This window comes from Prevotella sp. E15-22, assembly GCF_023204875.1.
Classification (GTDB): domain Bacteria; phylum Bacteroidota; class Bacteroidia; order Bacteroidales; family Bacteroidaceae; genus Prevotella.
Genome location: NZ_CP096247.1, coordinates 3,052,659 through 3,073,684 on the forward strand (window position 1 = coordinate 3,052,659; position 21,026 = coordinate 3,073,684).

At 49.2% G+C, this 21,026-nt stretch carries 13 protein-coding genes and 1 pseudogene; 8 read left to right on the plus strand and 6 right to left on the minus strand.

Annotated features, from left to right (window positions below; genetic code table 11):
- Positions 1–4: 4 nt before the first annotated feature.
- Positions 5–370: a BlaI/MecI/CopY family transcriptional regulator gene (locus tag M1D30_RS12590; protein WP_248504516.1), complete on the minus strand. Its 366-nt coding sequence runs from the start codon at positions 368–370 to the stop codon at positions 5–7.
- A gap of 279 nt (positions 371–649) precedes the next feature.
- Between M1D30_RS12590 and M1D30_RS12595 the strand changes: the two genes are divergently transcribed.
- Positions 650–1,978 carry an anaerobic C4-dicarboxylate transporter gene (locus tag M1D30_RS12595; RefSeq protein WP_248504519.1) on the plus strand — a complete coding sequence of 443 codons (1,329 nt, stop codon included), beginning with the start codon at positions 650–652 and terminating at the stop codon, positions 1,976–1,978.
- Positions 1,979–1,999: 21 nt separating this feature from the next.
- Positions 2,000–2,623, plus strand: a complete 624-nt coding sequence (locus M1D30_RS12600; protein ID WP_248504520.1) for an AAA family ATPase — start codon at positions 2,000–2,002, stop codon at positions 2,621–2,623.
- Between the two features lie 51 nt (positions 2,624–2,674).
- Here M1D30_RS12600 and M1D30_RS12605 read toward each other — a convergent pair whose 3' ends face one another.
- Together M1D30_RS12605 and M1D30_RS12610 are read right to left on the minus strand one after the other, a co-directional pair.
- Positions 2,675–3,892 carry a DUF4374 domain-containing protein gene (locus M1D30_RS12605; protein ID WP_248504522.1) on the minus strand — a complete coding sequence of 406 codons (1,218 nt, stop codon included), beginning with the start codon at positions 3,890–3,892 and terminating at the stop codon, positions 2,675–2,677.
- Positions 3,893–3,912: 20 nt separating this feature from the next.
- Complete coding sequence (locus M1D30_RS12610) at positions 3,913–6,078, minus strand: TonB-dependent receptor (protein WP_248504525.1); 2,166 nt, start codon at positions 6,076–6,078, stop codon at positions 3,913–3,915.
- Positions 6,079–6,394: 316 nt separating this feature from the next.
- Between M1D30_RS12610 and M1D30_RS12615 the strand changes: the two genes are divergently transcribed.
- The 3 genes and pseudogenes from M1D30_RS12615 to M1D30_RS12625 form a co-directional block, all read left to right on the plus strand.
- A complete protein-coding gene (locus M1D30_RS12615; RefSeq protein WP_248504527.1) occupies positions 6,395–6,790 on the plus strand; it encodes a hypothetical protein in 396 nt (131 codons plus the stop codon).
- Positions 6,791–6,915: 125 nt separating this feature from the next.
- A complete protein-coding gene (locus tag M1D30_RS12620) occupies positions 6,916–7,422 on the plus strand; it encodes a helix-turn-helix domain-containing protein (RefSeq protein WP_371874186.1) in 507 nt (168 codons plus the stop codon).
- Positions 7,407–8,258 (plus strand): annotated as a pseudogene (locus M1D30_RS12625) (IS3 family transposase); the annotation flags it as partial. The gene M1D30_RS12620 and the pseudogene M1D30_RS12625, both read left to right, overlap by 16 nt.
- A gap of 59 nt (positions 8,259–8,317) precedes the next feature.
- On the opposite strand, the gene M1D30_RS12630 reads toward M1D30_RS12625, so the two are convergent.
- Together M1D30_RS12630 and M1D30_RS12635 are read right to left on the minus strand one after the other, a co-directional pair.
- Positions 8,318–10,630, minus strand: a complete 2,313-nt coding sequence (locus M1D30_RS12630) for a hypothetical protein (protein WP_248504529.1) — start codon at positions 10,628–10,630, stop codon at positions 8,318–8,320.
- A gap of 642 nt (positions 10,631–11,272) precedes the next feature.
- A complete protein-coding gene (locus M1D30_RS12635; protein ID WP_248504531.1) occupies positions 11,273–13,765 on the minus strand; it encodes an alpha-L-arabinofuranosidase C-terminal domain-containing protein in 2,493 nt (830 codons plus the stop codon).
- A 169-nt stretch (positions 13,766–13,934) separates the two neighbouring features.
- Between M1D30_RS12635 and M1D30_RS12640 the strand changes: the two genes are divergently transcribed.
- Positions 13,935–16,154, plus strand: coding sequence for a DUF4842 domain-containing protein (locus tag M1D30_RS12640; protein ID WP_248504533.1), 2,220 nt, complete (start codon positions 13,935–13,937; stop codon positions 16,152–16,154).
- Between the two features lie 68 nt (positions 16,155–16,222).
- On the opposite strand, the gene M1D30_RS12645 is transcribed toward M1D30_RS12640, so the two are convergent.
- The gene (locus tag M1D30_RS12645; RefSeq protein WP_248504535.1) at positions 16,223–17,497 is read right to left on the minus strand and encodes an LruC domain-containing protein; all 1,275 of its coding nucleotides are present in this window, start codon (positions 17,495–17,497) and stop codon (positions 16,223–16,225) included.
- Positions 17,498–17,693: 196 nt separating this feature from the next.
- On the opposite strand from M1D30_RS12645, the gene M1D30_RS12650 reads away from it, so the two are divergent.
- Complete coding sequence (locus M1D30_RS12650) at positions 17,694–19,616, plus strand: hypothetical protein (RefSeq protein ID WP_248504538.1); 1,923 nt, start codon at positions 17,694–17,696, stop codon at positions 19,614–19,616.
- A 127-nt stretch (positions 19,617–19,743) separates the two neighbouring features.
- Positions 19,744–20,976 carry a nucleoside recognition domain-containing protein gene (locus M1D30_RS12655; RefSeq protein ID WP_248504540.1) on the plus strand — a complete coding sequence of 411 codons (1,233 nt, stop codon included), beginning with the start codon at positions 19,744–19,746 and terminating at the stop codon, positions 20,974–20,976.
- The last annotated feature ends 50 nt before the right edge of the window (positions 20,977–21,026 follow it).

The window sequence follows — 21,026 nt, forward strand, 5'->3', positions numbered from 1 at the left end:
TTTTCTAAAGCGCTTCTTGACTTTCTATCTTATCAATCAGTTCTCTCAACTCTTCCACGGAGATTTTTTCTTCCTTCACGAAGGCCGAGACGGCACTCATATAGGAATCATTAAAATAGTCTTTGATGATGCCCGTCAGACTGCTGCGTCCGTATTCTTTCTCCGTGACGAGTGGGAAATACTGATAGGAAGTGCCATACTGCTTATGACCCAGGAATCCTTTCTTCTCAAGGATGCGGACCGTGGTAGAAAGCGTATTGAAGTGGGGTCGCGGCTCGTCGTAGTACTCGAGGAGTTCCTTGACGAACATTGGGCCGTGCTCCCAGTACAGCTCCATGATTTCCCGTTCTTTCGTGGTTAGTCTTTTCATTGTTCCAACGTTTTAAGTTCGTTTCAGCTCTTGTCCTTTCTACTCATTTCACCTTGGTTCATTTTCAAAAGGGAGCGCCAATATCTGTATCCGTTGGCAAAGTAACTAAAAATTTTAGTTCGATGTAACTAATTGCTTTAGTTTTTAAAGAAAATTAAGTAGTTTGTGGCTTTTTTTTTAGTTATTCACACAAGTATTTGAAAATTTTCGTCGTTTTATTTGTTTTTTGTTGAAAAGATGACTACATTTGCATCATTACTAACCTAATAACATTCGAACATGCTGATAATGATCTTGCAGCTCCTCATTGTGCTGGGAGCATTATGGGTAGGATCACGATACGGATCACTTGCCCTTGGAGCCATCTCTGGCATCGGACTGGCCATACTTGTATTGGGGTTCGGACTGAAACCAGGCACCCCGCCTACGGAGGTCATCTATATTATCATCGCTGCTGTCACCTGTGCAGGCATCATGCAGGCCTCAGGTGGTATGGACTGGCTGATTCAGGTGGCCGAGAAACTGCTGCGCAAGCATCCAGACCGCATCACCTTTCTGGCTCCCCTGAGTACGTTCTTCCTCACCGTATTGGTGGGAACGGGTCATGTGGTCTACACGCTGATGCCCATCATCTGCGACATCGCCCTGAAGAAAGGCATCCGTCCTGAGCGCCCGTGTGGTGTGGCCAGCATTGCCTCGCAGGTGGGCATCACCTGTTCACCCATAGCCGCTGCCGTGGTGGCCTTTGTGAGCATCTCGAACACCAACGGCTTCGACATCACCATTCCCCAGGTGCTGATGGTGAGCATCCCTTCCTGCCTGTGTGGACTGATGCTGGCGGCCACAGCCTCGTACAAGCGTGGACTCGACCTTGACAAAGACCCCGTCTTTCAGGCACGACTCAGAATTCCTGAACAGCGCGAATATATCTATGGCAGCAGCGCCACTACCCTCGACAAGGTGATTCCCGTTGAGGCCAAGCGCGCCGTCTATATCTTCCTGGCAGCCCTCTGCGTCATCGTACTGTTTGCCGCTGTGCCCTCCTTGCTTCCGTCGTGGGACGGCAAGTCGCTGAAGATGAGCATCGTGATTCAGATTGTGATGATCACGGCGGCTGCCCTGATGATTATCTTCTGTAATGCATCGCCCAAGAAAGCCGTGGCAGGTCCTGTGTGGCAGTCGGGCATGGTGGCTGTGGTGGCCATCTATGGCATTGCATGGCTGGCCGACACCTATTTCTCGAACTATCTGGGCGAGATGCAGACGGCGCTGACGGAGATTGTGAAGGAATACCCATGGAGCATCGCCTTTGTGTTCTTCCTGGTCTCTGTGCTCATCAACTCGCAGGGAGCCGTTGTCGTGGCCATGCTGCCCCTGGCCTATTCCCTCGGCATCGAGGGCCCTGTACTCCTGGGCGTGCTGCCGTCGGTCTATGGCTACTTCTTCATCCCCAACTATCCATCGGATATTGCCACGGTCAACTTCGACCGCTCTGGCACCACAGTCATCGGCAAATACCTGCTGAACCACTCGTTTATGATGCCTGGACTGGTCTGCGTCACCACGTCGACCATCGTGGCCTATCTTCTTTCTCTCCTATTCTTTTAACAACCCATCAATCCTACAGATATGAACAAGAACGAAAAATTTGTCATCACCATCAACCGTGAGGCTGGCTCTGGCGGACGCACCGTTGGCTCAAAGGTGGCCGAGAAACTGGGTGTTCCCTTCTACGACAAGGCACTCGTACAGGCTCTCATGGAGAAATATAACCTCACCGTAGAGGAGATTGAGAGTCTGAAAGGACGCAAGCACAACTGGTGGTCGGAGTTCAAGCGTGTGGTAGGCATCGAACGCTCGATGGCCGACTCCGTCATCGACACGCCCGATATGTATAATGCCGCCGACATCTTCCGACGGGAAGTGGAGATACTCAAGGGCATTGCCGAGTCGGAATCGTGCGTCATCGCGGGCCGCAGTGGCTTCTTTGTGTTCGAAGACCATCCCAACCACCTGAGCATCCTGATCACGGCACCCCTGGAGCAGCGCATCCAGCGCCTGATGAGGAAACAGGGACTCACCGAAGAGGAGGCCAGGAAGGCCATCAAGAAGGTGGACACCACGCGCGAGAACTATATCAACAAGTTTACAGGCACCTCGCGTTACGACACGCGCAACTACGACCTGGTGATCAACATGGCAGGCAAGACCGAAGACCAGATTGCCAACCTGATACTGGCGTATATAGAATAAAAAAGGAGGCCCACCGTTGAAGTGGGCCTCTTTTTTTATTTATGATTTATCTTAATCGAGGGCGAAGAAGCCGCCCACGAAGGTCGTTGACACACGGGCACCACGCTCGGCACGGGCTGTAGCCACATCGGTGCGATAGATATAGACACCATCGGCCGTTGACACAGGCAGATAGACATAGCCGTTCTCCACCAGGCAGGCAAAGCGGCGACCGCCATTGCCATTGTGAACGGGGATGCCCTCAACATCCGTCACCGTCTGGTTCACCAGGTCGATGATGCAGCACTTCAGACTCTTGTCACCCCAGCGGTCGTTGGTCGTCTGAGGGTTCAGCGTACTCACCTCGGCAAACACCAGTCCGTTGCCCACATAGGTTACGTGCGCAGGCTTCAGTCCACCCGTGGCAGCCTCAAAATCAAAGAAATAGTCGGCATCGAACGCCGTCGCACCCTTCTTGATGCGCAGGAAGCCAGCATGCTTGGTACTCTGTGAATAGCCGTTCGAAAGGGCCGAGTTCGACATCACATAGAGGTTGTCGGCCTCGTCTTTCAGCAGTCCGTTGAAGGCACCCCACGAGCCGCCAGGCCCCATACGCGTGTCTTTCATCAGCGTCTGAAACTGCATGGTGGGATAGCTATATACAGCCACAAAACACGTATCGGTATAGGCCGTCTCGAATGTCATGCTGTTCATCGGCGTATAGGTTACATAAAGGTTGCCACCGCTGTACATCATGCCCGTCAGCGAAGGCCAGTCCAACTGGTCGATGGGAGCAACGGCCGTCTGCGTGTTCTTACTGAGGATAGCGGCGCTGTTGGTATCCACGGTATAGAAGGTGAGCTGTGTGCCGCTCTCCTTGTTGGCAGGCAGTTCCAGACCCACCATCGTGTTCTGGTCCACCTGACAGAAGCCACTCAGCTTATCGTCGAACACAAACTCGCCCTGCTCCTTCAGCAGGCCATCGGCACCACGCACCACGGCCGTAGCACTGGTCAGGCCCAGTCCGCCAATGCAAAAGATGCTGCGGCCACCCTGCTGATAGTCGTGATAGCCGTTCTGCTCGATGCCCTTGCCCACAGCATTGATGGTGCCCTCCATCAGGTTGTCGGTAGACACCACATAATAGGTGGTATTGCCATTCGAGGTCACACCCAGACTCAGCACATAAGGTGCAAAGGGTGTCTCCTGCTCGGCGGTGAGGTCATCCTCGCACGAGGTGAGTGAAAAGGCTGCCATCATCAGCAGCATCATGCTATATATCTGTTTCATCGTTTTTCTTCTTTTGGGGTTTACTTACTTAAATAAAGGCGGAACTTCACGTTGAACGAACGGCCAGGCTTCTGCAGGCGGTAGTTGTCGTAGAGCTTAGCGTCGGTCAGGTTCTGACACTCGGCCACAATGCTATAGCGACCGTCACAGAGGCTATAGCCCAGCGACACATTGTGTGAGAACTGCTCTGGGATCACCTTCTTGGTGGCCTTGGCGCCCAAGCCTGTGAACGACAGGTAGTAGTCGTGAACGTAATTCACGTCGTAGTTCAACGACAGCGTGTTGCCCTTGGCGCCCAGGTCAACAAACTGATAGTCGGCATGACCGTTCATGAAAAGATAAGGGATGTTGGGCAAGCGCTGTCCGTAGGTGATATTCTCGCTGATGCCATCGCCCACGAACGTATTTTCTGATGTCTCGTACTTCATCTTGTCCTTGATATCCTGATAGGTCAGGTTACCGTTAAGATGCAGCACCTCCTTGTAGGCATAGCCCAGCGAGGCCTCAACGCCACGTGTCTGCACCTTACCCAGGTTGTCGTAGCTGGTGGTGGGGTTGCTCGACATGCTCACACCCTTGAGAATAAAATCCTTCGTGTCGCGATAGATATAGTTCACCTCGGCCTGCAGGCGATGGTCGCCCAAGGTGTGGTCGAACAGGAGACCAGCATTCAGGTTGTTACTGCTCTCTGGCTTCAGGTCGGGATTGGCTTTTTGTACCAGTCCGTCGCCAAACATCTCGACAGCCTCGGGCATGCGGTAGGCGCGCTCAAAACTCACCTTGGCCTGCAACGAGGGTAACATATAATAGGTGGCGGCGGCACCATAGCCATAACGCTGTTTGCGGTCTGTCAGTTTCTCCCAGCGCTGGTTCTCAGTAAACTGGTCCATCAGCTTGTTCGTCGAGCTATACAGGCGATACATCTTAGCAAACACATTGGCGTTCCAGCGATTGTAGCGGATCTGATAGCCCAGGCCTGTGATGTTCTTCGTCAACTGCTGGGGCACGTTGTTCATCTCGTCGTCAGGATACATCGCGTCGCTGCTCTTACGACGGAGGGCCGAGAATACGTTGTTGAGGGTGAGCGAATGGTGGTCGCTGATAATGTAGCCCATGTTGGCATTGGCTTGCCACTGGCGCTCGCGAATGGTGGCATCCGTCAGATAGGCCTCGCCTGCCGACGTACTGTTCATCCACTGTCCACGCCAGTTATAGCGGCGTGCCAGGGTGTCCACGTTATAGGTGTTCACCATACTGTAAGTGCCATAGAGCGAGAGCGACAGACCTGGCACCAGGAGGTCGTTCTTCTTATAGCGGATGCTGGGGATAAGCGACCAACTGCGATTCTTCACGCCACCATACACGGCATCCATCGTGGCACCCGTCTGCACGTTGCGCTTATCGGCCGAGGCAATCATACCTACAAGTAGGTAGTCGGCCCACGAACGGCGCACCACACCCGTCTCCATCTTCACGCCATACGACTGATAGCCGTCGTTGAAGCGCTTCACCCACTCTTCGCCCTCCTGCTTGTTGGTCTGCAGGTTGACGATGGGCGCCCACACCTCATAGTCGTTGTCCGAGTAGTTGGCAAAGGCGTTGGCACGCAGGGTAAAGCCGCTCTTCGAGGTATAGACACCATTGACAGCAGCGCGATGGGTGTTAAACGACCCAACGGAATAGGTGGCATCCAGATAGTTGGCATTGGTGCGCGACACGATGTTCACAGCACCACCCAGTGCATCGCTGGCCAGACTCACGGGCAGCACGCCCTTATATACCTCGATGCGGTCGGCCATGTTGGCCGAGATGGTGGCCAGGTTGAACGACGAGCCAAAGTTATCCATGGGAATGCCGTCGAGGAAAAACTTCACCTGGTTGCCCGAGAAGCCATTCATCGAGAAGCTGTAGTTGGAACCCAGTCCACCGTCCTCGCGAATATTCACTGAGGTCACTGTGTTCAACACCTTATTTAAAGGGGAAGCGGTTTGATACTTGGTAGCCAAATCGACCACCGATACGGCATAAGCCTGTTCGTGCATCTTGCGAGCCTTACTTTTGCCCACGATGCTCACCTCGTGCAGACTCAGCGAGTCGTGCACCTCATTTTTCTGTGCCTCTGCCTGACCGCAAAGAGCCAGTGCCACAGCAAGGCACATCACATGTCTTGAGTTAAGTCTTGTCATGTTATCCTGATTTATATTTTCTTGCTTTGTTTTTCGACTGCAAAGGTACTATATTTCAGGAAGATAGACAATACCTAAAAATGATGAATCGCAGGAAGAGGCGACCCCTGTTCCTTGCGATTCCTTATATCTATAAATCATCTTTTTACATCCTTTTCTTTATATTTTTGCAAATTTGTTTGCAGAATTGCAAAGAACACCATATCTTTGCAGCGTAGTCATTTTCATAGGTGGTGTGATGAATATACGTTTTGTGGGAACACATTCTGAATATGATAAGATAGACTGTTCAACAATATAAAAGAAAGGAGAAGTTATGAACAACAAATTAACAACGAAACAAGAATACAACAAGGTTAAAAACCTTGTGGAATCTCTTATTGCTGAGGCAACAGAAAAAGGGATGCTTGAACCTGAAATGGATAACGAATACACAAGAAAGATTTCTGATTTGAGCAAGCAGATGGCGCAATACGAAGATGAATACATGGATATTATGCCTCTTCGCGAAAAGACGCCATTAATAAAATCTATCGAGGAGTACTTCTATGCTCGAAACATGAAGCAGAAAGAAGGAGCCAAGTTTCTCGGAATCAATGAATCAGTATTCAGTCAGATACTAAGTGGCAAAAGACGTATCACCATGCCACTTGCCAAACGGCTACGCACAAAACTCGGCATTGATGCAGAAACAATTCTTGAATATGCATAAAACAGGACTTGCACAAATCTGTGCAAGCCCTGTTTTTTCTGAGGAATCAAAAACTGAAGTGAACCCAGAAAGTTGGACACAACAGAAAGGTTCAAATGAAAAAAGAATTTAGTTTAGAAGAAAAGATGTCCGCAATTGGGTTTGTGTTCCAAGGCGAGTCAGCCCGTTCTGTGTCCCGTAGACTCCACTTAGGCCATCATATTCTATATGAGTGGATAGAGAGTTACAAACTCCTTGGCATTGAAGGTCTAAAATTAAAGCCGAAGAAGAAAAAGAGGCTTTCATATGAAGAAAAATGCAAAATAGTTCGTGATTATCAGGAAAGTGAATTAACTTTGTTCCAGCTTTCAGCCAAATATCAATTGTCAAGCTCGATAATTGGCAATTGGGTTAAATTGGTTGAGCGAAATGGATTTGAAGCACTGGAATCTCGACGATCCAGGCATTTCCAAACTGGTGAGCATATGGTTAAACGACTACCAAAAGAAGAGTACGAAAAGGAGAACGAGCGTCTTCGCAAGGAGAACGAACGCTTAAGACTGGAGAATCTCCTGCTAAAAAAAGTGAGAGCCTTAGTCGAGGAAAGAGAAACCCAAAACAGAGCGATTGGGCGCAAGCCATCGAAGAACTAAGGCGTAATGAGCATGCGGACTTAGATGTCCTGCTAGAGCTCAAGAAGATGGCGCGTAGCACGTTCTACTATCACCTCAAGCACGGCAAGAAGAAAGACAGGTACAAGGAAGTAAAAGATATGATATACACCGTATTTCATAAGCACAAAGGTCGTTACGGCTACAGGCGTATAACGCTGGAACTCCGTAAAGATGGCTGTCCTATCAATCACAAGACAGTCAAGAAGCTTATGGACGAAATGGAACTGAAGAGCGAGGTGAGGAAGGTGAAATTTCACTCCTATAAAGGAGAAGTTGGCAAGACTGCGCCTAATATCATAGACAGGGATTTTACAGCTGAAAGACCTTATCAGAAGCTTGCAACAGACGTGACCCAGATGACGATAGGCGGACGCAAGATTTACCTGTCACCTATACTTGACATGTGCGATGGTGAGATTCTTGCATATTCAATCACAGAGAAGCCAAACATGGAAATGGTACTCGGTATGCTCAACCAGATGTACAGGCGTATAAAGCTGCCTGAGGGTGTCGTATTGCACTCTGACCAAGGATGGCACTACCAGCACGTAGCCTACCAGAATAGTCTAAAGAAACATGGCATTATCCAAAGCATGTCTCGCAAGGGAAATTGTCTGGATAACGCCATGATGGAGAATTTCTTTGGTCTCATGAAGTCAGAGCTGCTGTATTCTGGAAAGTACACATCAGCAGACACCTTCATCAAAGACCTGGTAGAATACATGGAATATTATAATAACGAGAGAATAAAACTGAGGCTTAATGGCATGTCGCCCGTACAATACAGGAAGATGCTTACTGCTTCGATTGTTTAATCCGTCCAAACTTTGGGGTTCACTTCAAAACCTGTCCCTGTGATAGCTTTCTCAATCCATTATTTTAAAAATTCATATTCAAATAGGATTGGGACTATTTCTTTGTTATAATAACCCTTTACAAGTTCTGCTAGTGTTTCAATATTTCCGTTTAACTCAGGATAATCAGGAACAGAATCACCAGTATCTGTGTCAATATGCTCAGTGTTCAGCTCTGTTTTTATCTGATACAAGCCATAATTGTATTGTGGTTGGTAATTTGCAGTTTGCTTAGCTTCTTCTATTATTTTATTTAGCAATTCCAGCATCGTCTCCTCGTCATCAGTTTTCTTCATACTTTTTAGTCTCTCTGAAGCAAGAGTATCACCGTTTGTTGTATCAAGACATAATTGATTTTTGTAATGTCTGCCATCAGAGCCAACAAATTCACGCATATGATTCTGAGGTTCAAGAATGGTAAATAGCAAACACTTTAACAGATATGCATCAAGTTTTCCTGAGGAAACTGCCTTCTTAAATCTTTCTGCTCCATCTCCAGATTTCATGATACGACTACGTTCCGTCCATTCTCTATTATACGTAATATATCGACTTGCTGCAAACATAGGAAGTTTTTCCAAATAATTATCATTACGAAGAAAGAAGCCATTGCCATCATATCTTCCAGCAATGAGAAGACTTGCCATATTGTCGGGATTATCAAAACCACTACTATAAACTGCCATATAACCAAGAATATTAGAGTTGAGAATTGGCTTAATCCTTATTGTATTAGAAACAAGTCTTTCTGTTCCATCCTTGCTACAAAGAATACCCTCATTTATTATATCATCAGAGAATGTACGCTTGTCAAAATACAGCTGACTATACGACGAGTGTATTTTCTTTATAGCTAAATCTCCTACATAATCCAAGTTGTTCTCAGCATTGATATCATATGCAGCTATATTGAAACTATCTAATTCTTTATCATCTTCGTTACTCCAGAATGCAACCATAATTGTAGCTGCAATATTTGTATGGAAGTGTTTTCGATTAAAAGCAAAACCTCCAAGGAATTTCTTGTCAATCAAATGTTGCGCTTTCCAATATTTAACAGGCGAATAAACTATATAGCTATCTGTAGGCTGGCGAAGATAGTATTTAAATGCAGACCAAATGAATACATTACCCAAATCATTAAGGGCCGTGCCCTTCACCTCTTTCTTCATCTCTTTAAAGACATCATACGTCTTCCATTCAGAGCTTTTCTTACCAGCATTTTTCTTTTGGTGTTCAATCGATGTAGTGTCTGCAAAAGGTGGATTCTCAAACAAGATAATAGTGCATTGTGGATTGCGAACATATTGCATGATAGTCTCATTATTAACATAATCCATGCTTAAGGCGTTTGCACCTCGAACCATGCCTCCATTAAAGGTGTCGATTTTTTCAGTTGGAGGAATTATATGCCTTACCTTATCACCAAAAGTTTCCAGTAGCACTTTATATTCATAGTACTCATATGTAGATACAATTGTATGCGTAAGTTCCTCTGTAGTCATTCCTGACTCCAAATTACCTGTTCCTGCACAGCGATCTATTATCACATAATCATTTCCAATGGGTACTCTTGCAATTGCTTTTCGAACTAGTTCAAGAGATTTTTTAGCATATACGGTGTGGGTATAGAAAGCACCTAAATCTTTCTTGTGTAAATCATCATTTAGACGATCCATCAGATAACGGAATTTCTCATTACTCTTTCCTTTATATGGATAGATATAATCGCGAAATTTATCTGGTTTCCTTATTTCACCTATAATTTTTGTCTCTCCTGTTTCATCTCCAATAAATTCTGCTTTTGTAGATTTTGGATACTGTTTATAGAAAAAAGATGCCCATCCAACTATGCAGTTTTCGTCGATATGAATCTTCGTATAATTCTCAGTTCGAAGTATTCCTATCAACTTTTCTTCTTCAATGGGATTGCTATAACTAAGTCGCAAGAAAGGGTCATCTGCAACAAATGTTTTATTGTTTCTTGACGCAGCTCCGACATATACCTTTTCAATTTTTTCAAGATAATCCGCAGAATGATATATGTAGGCAGTTGTATCATTCAACGAGATAAGGATGATATTTGCAGGTAATGGGCGTCCTTTTAATCTCATTGACGACAACAATTTTATTGTTTGTGAAAGCACTACATTTAAATTCTCTATCTGTGTCTTAAATTCAAGAAGATTTCCACGAACGACACCATCACTATAATATTTCTGCACATCAGAAATATCCAACGATCGGTCAACTCGAGGAAGATACTTCTGCAATAATTCTATCTGACCTTGCAGTTCTTTGTCGTACTTCTTAGTAAATGATAATTCATCCATATGCGATTGATAGTTTTAAGTCAAAATTAGGCATGAACTATCAATCGCCTACGCACAAAGAAAGCGTGATGCTCCTTATGCGTTAAGCTGGGGTATGCCTAGGAAAATGGGCCCCATCCTGTCATATAAGTATGCACCACGCCTATTGCGTCGATGCATTGCTATAATATTGACAGGATGCGAGTATACATATTCCTATACCCACAAATCTCTATTACTTCAGAGCGTTTCTTATCCCAATTTGTTTCCTAGGCATATTGGCTTAACGCGAAATAATAGCAAATGCTTCTTAATTTGTTCGGATTTCTCCCCGAACCAGCTGCAAAGTTACGAAAAAGTTTGGAAAGAGAAGGACTTTAAGAGAATAAAATGAAAAAAATGATGAAAAGAAATGATACGATAAATTTATACAGAATTTCCCAAAACCCCTGGTACCAAGCGGTTGGTACTCACAGTACCAACCCCTCTGGTATTTTCAGTACCAACGCCTCTGGTACTCTCAGTACCAAGGCTTGGTAGCGTCAGTACCAAGCTTTGGTAGGCACACTACCAAGCTTTGGTAGTCAGGCTACCAAGCCGTGGTAGCGTGGCTACCAACGTATGGTAGTCACGATACCAAAATTCGGTAGTATAATAGGACTATTAGAGTTCGATTACACGGAAGGTGTAGGGAGGAAGCGTGGTGGGCTCGCTGGTCTCGATTTCAACGGCCTTTGCCTTCTGGTCGTCGATGGCGCCAGTGAACTGCTGACACTTGACGGTGGCAGGCAGGGAGATGCCCTCGACAGAGATGTTCAGGGTTGAAGGCAGGGCGTTGATGAGTTTCAGATAGCACTTGCCCGTCTTCGAGTTGCGCACAACACTGGCACCCACACGATGAGATAATTGAGAATTGACAATGGATAATTGAGAATTCACATACTTGTCGCCACCATAGACAGAGAAGAGACGCTGAATCTCGTAGGCAGGCGTGGTGCGAATATCTGTATTAGAGAAATAAATCATGTCAGGGTTCCAGTTGGAATGGCCATCCTTACTGAGCATGGGCGCATACGATGTCATCTCGACCACATCGCCATTGCGCTCGATGTCCGTGAGGTAGAGGGCCTCGGCCAGTGCCGTCTCCACATTGGGGCGCTTCACGTTGGTAGAGGCAGCCCACTCGCCCAGGTAGACCTTCGCCGCCGAGCGGTCGTAATGGTCGTAATAATCGCGGTTGTGCATAAACCAGCCCGTACTCTCGTAGTAGTGCTCATCGACCATATACTGCAGGTCGGGATGCTTCTTCGTAAAGTCCCAACCCTCCATATAGTCGGCCGAAGGACTATGGAACGGACCCACCGTGCCACATATCTTAATATCAGGATAGCGCTCGCGGATGGCCTTGCAGAGCATCTCGTAGCGCTCCTCGAAGACCGTCGAGATGATGTCCTCGTTGCCCAGGCCCAGATATTTCAGGTTGAAAGGCTTGGGATGACCAGCCGCAGCACGCATGCGAGCCCACTCGCTGGTGGCAGGATCGCCGTTGGCCCACTCGATTAAATGGCAGATTTCATCGATATAGGCCGGCATATCCGCCATGGGGATGCCACCCTGCTGTCCGCCGATGCCCTCAGCATTATTGGCCGAGTTCTGACAAGGCACGCCAGCCGCAAGGACAGGCAGCGGCTCGGCACCGATATCCTCGCAGAACTGGAAATACTCGAAGAAGCCCAAACCACGCGTCTGGTGATAGTTCCAGATGTTGAAGTCAGGCATGCGACTCTCGAGCGGACCCACCGTATGGTTCCAGTGATAGATGTTTTCAAGACCCTGACCATGACTCATACAGCCACCAGGGAAGCGCACGAACTTGGGATGCAGGTCGGCAATGACCTGCGCCAGATCCTTTCGCAAGCCGTTTTTACGGCCCATAAAGGTTTCCTGTGGGAAAAGCGACACCATATCGATACCTACGTGGGCTGCTTTCTGGGGGATGATGACCAAACGCGCCTTTTCATCGCTCGCCTTAGCCTTGAGCACCGTTGAGAACTGCTGCCAGTCGGAAGCATGTGTCTTCAGCTTGCTCTGAGCCAGCACCTGTCCCTTCTGGCCAACCAACTGGATGAGAAAGTCCTGCTTCTGACCACCTGCAAGGACAAACATGGAAAAGTCATATTTTTTGCCCTTTTCAACGACGATGCCATCCCATCCCTCGTTCCATAGTGTGTCAGGCCAGATGAGGGCATAATGAGGATTATTAGGATGCAACGGGTGCTCAGTAGCTATCTCTATTGGTTTTGATGAGTGCCAAGCCGTGGTGGCATTCCAGCCACGATGGTCCCTCGAGGAATATTCGAAGTCGCGGTTCTGAATCAGTTCGGCATAAAGACCACCATCGGCCGCATAACTGATATCCTCGAAGAAGATGCCAATGAGTTTGTCGCTGATATTTTTCTCCTGCTGAGGAAGAACCGTCAGTGTGGCGTTAATCACCGATGGAATCGATAATTTTTGCGCATCATCGTGCATGCGCTCGCCAGTCAAAGCACCCTTTTGGGCCTGCAGGCGTGCATCCTGCCGCACCACCTGCAACTCGGCATCAGAGATAGAAAAGATCTGGCCGATGCGCTGCTCGCCCTTGATAATGACCGTGTCACGCTGCCACAATCTGGCATCAGCATTAACGACCTCATCACCGATGAAATGGCGGAATTCTGCATCAGCATTGACACGATGCACGGCACCATCAGCCGACTGATAATATACTTGGAAGGCATTGCCGACCGACTGAACCACAGGCTTGAGGCACTGGGGCGAAGAAACGCGAGGATAGTCCTGCGGACGCCACGTCACAAGGTCGCGGCTATAGGCTGCTGCAAAGAGCGGTGAGCGGTCGTTCACCTGAAACACCAGTCGCCACGAGCCATCAGTGGCACGACAGAGGGAGGGGTGATACATTTTCTTCTCGACACCCCACGTGCCATAGTCGGACGAGCACAACTGACGGAGATCGGTCCATGCGTTGTCCTCGAAGACAGCCATGTGCAGGCCGCCGCCAGGATTGGGTGAATAGAAGAAAACCTTTTGCTGGGCGTTGGCACTCACACAGGCCAACGAGACTGCTACGGAAAACAGTATAGTTCTTAGTTTCATACGATTTAGTTTTGTAAGTTTTTATGGTGCAAAGATAATGATTTATAAGCAGATGGCCACAGCGGTTTAAGCAATTTTAACTTATAACGCATTCCACTATTGAAAAAAATTGTATACCTTTGCACCGAATTCATATATATTATTGTACACGCGCAACAAGAACATAGCTATGAAAAAGTACCTCAAATATAGTTTAGCATTCCTGATAGCAGCCCTTTTTGCAGGCTGTTCGCACGACGTGGTGTTTACAGAGCCATCGAACGAAGAGGCCCTTCAGAACGCCGCCGAGAGACTGGGTGTAGAGATAGACCCCAACCAGAAATGGAACTTGGCCACCGCTATCCAGGCCAACGTGTCCGTTAACCTGGGACTGGATCAGGAATACACACTGGTGATCTACGACAAGAACCCATTGTTCAACGACGATGTGCACTACTATGCCAAGACCATGGTGACAGAAGGCGACACTGCCCGACTGAACCTGGACATGCCTACGGCCGACAGCGTGCTCTATGCAGCCGTGTTCGACAGTAAGTATCGCCGCATTGTGCAGAGTGCCTATGTGGAGGACAGCGTCTTCAACATCAGCTTTGGAGGCAAGCAGGAGGAACCTGCCGCAGAAGCCCGCTCGTGGAATCGCGCCTCTGAGACCGACGACGATGCCGCTCCCTATGCCAAGACACTGAACGACTACCTGAACCCCTTCTATACGAAGGTGAACAGTTGGGACCAGGTGCCCACGGTGGATCAGATTAGTCTGGAGCAGATGAAGAACTACACCATCATTGACGACGACATCGTAGGCTCGAAGTTCCAGGGCCGCAGTCTGCAGAACCCCACTTACAACCGGCAGGGACAGCCAGAATACTATGGCGACATGAGACACTATCGCGTGCCTGCCAATGTAGAACTGAGACAGATATTCAATACCAATGGCTACAATGGTGTGGTGAACGGCCTGGTGGTCTATATCGAGGGCAAGGTACACCTGGTAGGCAATAGTCTGAACGACATCACGCTGGTGGTGGCCGACGGTGGCGAGATTATCCTTGATACCGACGAGAACCACTTCAGCAACCAAGGCAGATTCGTGGTTTGTCCTGGCGGCAAGATCACAGGCAAAAACGGTGCTGTGTTCAATGTGAACAATGGTGGCTGGTGCTATAACGCAGGTACCATCGACTATAACGGCACACTGAACCTGAACGGCTCGCGTTTCTATAACAACAACATTGTGAACGTGGATGTGCTGATGGGCACCACCCAGGGCACGCACTTCACCAACTTCGGACATATCACCGCCCGTACCAATGCCATGCAGGCCGATGCCTACAACCAAGACATTGTGAACGGCTGTTATATGAAGTTTACAGAGAACTCTGGCGTGGGTGGACTCATCATGCTGAAGAACAGTCGATTGGATGTGGGTGGCCAGCTCTATATCACAGGCAACGGTCTTTATGGCGGTTTTCTCAACGAGCTCCATCACCTCAGCATGATCACGGCTGGCTCTATCAAGGCCAACGGTGCCACCATCTATGGCCCCAGAAACTATAACGAGTTTGCCGTGGTGAAGGTGGGCAGCGTGTTTGCCAACAACGACACTGACCTGCAGACCGCCTACAACCTGTATATGGACTGGAATCCCAGCAACTTCTACTACCATTACGGAGCGAAGATTGACAACAGCAACACCTATATGCGTGGCCTGGTGTACAGGATATCGAAGTGGACCAACGAGGATAACTCAACCTTCACTATCCCTCGCGGCGACTGTACTGGCACAGGCTATCACGACACAAGCTCTGTTCCCTCGCAAGACATCCCTGGCGAGCCTGCCGTATGGACCTACGCCTTTGAGGATACACCCTTGGGCGACTACGACATGAACGACGTGGTGATCAGAGTGAACGAGAATGCTGAGGACGAGAATGTGCTCGACGTGACCCTCTGCGCCACTGGTGCTGCCTTCAACCTGAATGTCTATCTGGACGACAAGATGCTGTTTGCCGGCGGCGGCAAGGAAGTGCATCGCATCTTCGGCCATCAGGGCGGCGTGTTCATCAACACGGTGAACAACGGCATCAAGGAGGAGTTTGTGACCACAACCATCACCAAGCCAGCCAACTTCTCGTACGAGACGGCCGACTTCTGGATTAAGACGCCTTATATGGAGGTGCACGTGGCCAAGCAGGGACAGGATCCTCACGGCATCGTGGTGCCAGGCAAATGGCGCTGGCCGCGCGAGGCACACAGCATCAAGGATGCCTATCCCAACTTCATTGAGTTTGCCAAGGATGCCTCTACCACCGATGAAACCGTGAGAAAATGGTATCAGACAACCCAGACAAACCCCGTTGAGGACGAGATCTACAAGCCAGAAAACTAAGAGAACTAACATAAAGAAAGAGGCCGTTTCCTGCGAAGAAACGGCCTCTTTTTATATTTCCCCCGTACTTAATACACCTGCGGTTTGGTGGCATTCTCGTAGAGCCACCAGTCTTTCGAGCTATTACGATTGCGCCCCCACTGACCAAAGGAGTGATTACGACGGCTATAGGCACCTGATATCTCGCCATCGCGATACATGCCCAACGTGATGCCCTCGACAGGGTAATGGAACGTGGCATCTGGAATCATCAGTGCCCAGGGCACACGGTCGTCCATACCGCCAGAGCCTGTGGTATAGTGCCACAAGGCCTCGTCGTACTTATGCATATAGGTGTGCACCTCGACACACATACCGTTGTTGGCCACGATGATAAAAGGGTCGATATCGGCCAGCGACAGATAATAGGCATTGATGGACGACTTGAGATGGAGGTCGTAAGTACGGGTGACGGTGGGCACAACGGCTGCCTCGTCCTCGATCTCGTATTTCAGGGTATTATAGCGCAGGCGCACCACCTGACCCATCGACTCCTCAGGCTTCAAGCTCCAGTGGGCATCCTCGAAGAGGTTGATGACAGCCGAGCCGTCAAGACCGCTGCTCACCACCTCATCGTCAGAGATGAAATAACGACTGGTGGCATAGTTCTCGTCGAAGCGAGAGCCCTCCTCTATTGTCACATCGTGCACATCATCCCTGTTGATATGCGGCAGACGGATGGCAGCGCCAATCTGCTGGGCAGAACCAACGGCAGCCAGTGTGACTTGAACAGCCAGGGTGCTGTCGTTGACGGCATGCTGCGAGATACGAAGCACCACATCATTGAAATCGAAATCGCCAGGGAAGGGATAATCCTCTTCAAAAAGATAGGTAAACGTCTGATAGATAGGCTGATGGAGTTCTCCGTCGTTAATCACCCTACTACCGCCTATCGTCACATCAACAGCATTGTCGACAGGCACCACATAATATCGGCCCTCACCGTTTACGGCAGCTACATAGAGGGTGGGCATCACATTGGGCACCTTGAAGGTGGGGCGAACCACCTGACCCGTCTTACAGGGGCGCTCGGCCAGCACCTCGACACCCTCGCTGATATAGGGGTTACCATTCAGTATCTGCACTTTCTGTATGTCCTGGTCGGCAATCTTCACACGGATGGTCAACGCCTTGTCTTGCAGCAGGTCCCACGTATGATAGCTGTCGATGGAATCGATGGGATAGTTGGCCTGAATAATCTGGCGCCACTGCTCGTTGCTCATCTCCATATGGCGACAAGACGACAGCAGAAAGGGGGCCGTCAGCAACACTATTCCACAAAAAATCTTGATGATATTCTTCATGACATTTCTTCCAATTTGTTGGCGAAATTACAAAAAAACAATCGTTCGCACCGCATGAAATACGGTTTTTTATTGAAGTATCTGTCGTTTTTTAGTCTTTTTAACGATTTACACAAGCCCACCACGACTTTTTTGCTTACCTTTGCAACGAGAATCTAGATAACATATTTTGCGCAAAAAAAAGAAGATGATAAAGATGAAGAATTTGTATTTGTTAGGAACGGCTGCGATGATGATAGCCATGGGGCTTACGAGCTGTTCTCATGATTTTGAAGGAACTAATCTAAGCCAGGTAGAACTCAATTATCGCACCAGTTTCGTTAACACATTCGGCGTTCCCGCCGCCGATCAGGACTGGGGTTTTGGCGCAGAGACAGCCAACGCCCGCAGAACGCGTGCCATCCAGCCCACGTTCAATTTCCCTGAGGACGCCCCCGCCAGCAAATTTCTGGCCGACGTGCCTGCCGGCGTGGAGAAGCTGACACAGAACGTGGCTCGTGCCAACAACTATATTGATGAGACATGGCAGGGCGACCTGAACATCTGGGGCGGTGCCACTGCCGAGGGCAATTGGCAGGACCGTTCGGGCGGTGTGCTCTATATCAAGGGTAACTGCGACTTCTCGAACCGCAGTTTCTATTTTGACGGCCACTCTGAGCTGTATCTGGTCGAGGGTGCTACCCTGACGCTGAACGCCAGTAATGCCGCCAACCTGCAGACATACACGAACATCTATATGGCACCCAACTCGAAGATTGTGACGCCTGGCGAGCTGAAGCTGAACAACGGTCTGCACATCTTCAACCACGGCACTATCGAGGCCAACAAGCTCTCGACCAACAGCGACAGCTGGCTGGTGAACACGGGTCTGGTGAAAGTCACCACGAAGATCTCTGTAGAGAACGACTACTCGGTGGTTGAGAACAATGGCATTATCACGGCTGCCGACCTGAACACAGCAGGAACGGGTAAGTTCGAGAACAACGATTCTGTACGCATCACAGGAACAACCTTCGTGAACAGCAACAACAACACATGGGTGAACAACGGCCATTATCATACGGGCAACTTCATCTATAACGCTGCCAGCGACGAGGTGATCAACAACTGTTTCCTGACGGTGGACGAGGACTTCAATATCAACCTGGGTGACAACCCTGGCAACGGCAACTTCAAGATGGATGCCGGCTCGAGCGTGCTGACGAAGAACTTCAACGGCGGCGGCAACTGGGCGAAGCAATACTCCACAGGTTGGAGCGCCTTTAACGGTGGACCGTTCTTCGTCTATATGGGCGAGAACTCAGTGTTTAAGGTGACAGAGACCTGCACCATGAACGCCACCAAGGCCTACTACGGCTTCTATGGCCCTGAGACAGGCGGCTATGCCGTGCTGGATGCCAAGAACATTGTGAAGGGGGCCCAGAATCAGGGCTACGAGGTGACCTACGGCGGCAACCTGTATGTCAACGCTGAGACCCACTTTGGCAACGGCTATTCTGGCCAGTATCCCTATATCGACTTCTCAGGCAACGCCAAAATTTATGCGCCTGGCTTTGAGGACGGCAAGCCCGCCATCACCATCAAGCCCACACGCTGCTGTCTTGGTTTTGCCGGCAGCGGTAGCATTGAGCCAGAGCCTGACCTCGACCTGACGCCCGATGTTCGTATCATCGCCGAGGACTTGAGTGCTTCGGAGTCGTCGGACTTCGATTTCAACGACGTGGTGTTTGACGTGACTTACACCTCGAACACAACGGCCATTATCACCCTGCAGGCCGCTGGTGGTACACTGCCCCTCACCGTTGCCGGTCAGGAGGTTCACCAGTTGTTTGGCGTAGGCACAAGCGTGATGGTCAACACCTACGAAAATCGCAAGAGCGAGAAGACACCAGTATCGTTTGACATCACTGGTATCGACAGGACACAAAGAGGCCGTGACATCCAGATTATGGTCAAGAAGAACGACCAATGGTATCCACTCGAGGCACATGCTGGCGTGCCCGCCGCAAAGATTGCGGTGAAGCCCACCTACGAATGGTGCGATGAGTTCGAGTCTATCGAGGTGAGATACCCGAAGTTCAAGGATTGGGTTCATAACAAGGATGTTATCTGGTATTAAGATACGCATTGTTTAAGAGAATTTTTTAATTTTTTTCATTTTGGAGGACGTCTATGTGAATAGGCGTCCTTTTTCTTGTATATTTATTTGGCTTTTCGCTCACTTCTTTGTACCTTTGCACATTGGTATGGTACTGAATTATATTTGGATAGCATTCTTTGTCATCGCATTTTTCGTGGCATTGGTGCGACTGATTTTCTGGGGCGACTTTGACGTGTTCCCCGCCATGATGGACTCAACGTTTTCATCCTCGAAGACGGCATTCGAGATATCCCTCGGCCTGACGGGCGTTCTGTCGCTGTGGCTGGGCGTGATGAAGATTGGCGAGAAAGGCGGCGTGGTCAACGTTCTGGCACGCATGCTGTCGCCGTTGTTCGTCAGACTGTTCCCCGATGTACCTAAGGGACACCCCGTCACGGGCAGTATCTTCATGAACATTGCAGCAAACATGCTGGGACTCGACAATGCGGCTACACCACTGGGACTAAAAGCCATGGAGCAGCTGCAGGAGATTAATCCCAAGAAAGACACGGCATCGAACCCCATGATTATGTTCCTGGTGCTGAACACCAGCGGACTGACCCTGATTCCTGTCAGCATTCTGGTGTATCGTGCCCAGATGGGTGCGGCACAGCCCACAGACATCTTCATCCCCATCCTGCTGGCCACGTTCTTCTCGACCATGATAGGCGTGCTTATCACTTCTATCTTTCAGCGCATCAACCTATTTAACAGGGTTATCTTCGTAACGCTGCTGGGTGCGTGCTTGTTGGTGTCAGGCATCATCTGGGGCTTCAGTCAGATGGACGGCGAGACGATGAACACGGTGAGCACCACGGCAGCCAATATCCTGCTGATGACCATCATCATTGCCTTTATCCTGGCTGGCGTTTTCAAGAAGGTGAACGTCTATGATGCCTTTATCGAAGGTGCCAAAGATGGCTTTTCGACTGCCGTCCGCATCATCCCCTATCTGGTGGCTATTCTCGTGGGCATCGGCGTGTTCCGTGCATCGGGCGCCATGGACTATCTGATTGATGGCATCCGTAGCGGCATTGAACTGACAGGCATGAACAGCGACTTCGTGGGTGCACTGCCCACAGCACTGATGAAGCCACTCAGCGGCAGCGGTGCTCGCGGCATGATGGTTGATGCGATGACCACCTATGGCGCCGACTCGTTCATCGGTCGCCTGTCGTGCATCTTCCAGGGCTCAACAGACACAACATTCTATATCCTCGCAGTTTACTTCGGCAGCGTGGGCATCGTGAAGACACGCCACGCGGTGGTCTGCGGACTGCTGGCCGACCTGGCAGGCATCATAGCAGCTATCTTCATTGCATATTTCTTCTTTGGATAAAGAAAGGCAAAAGAAAAAGGTAAGAACGTAAGAGGGTAAAAAGGTAAAAA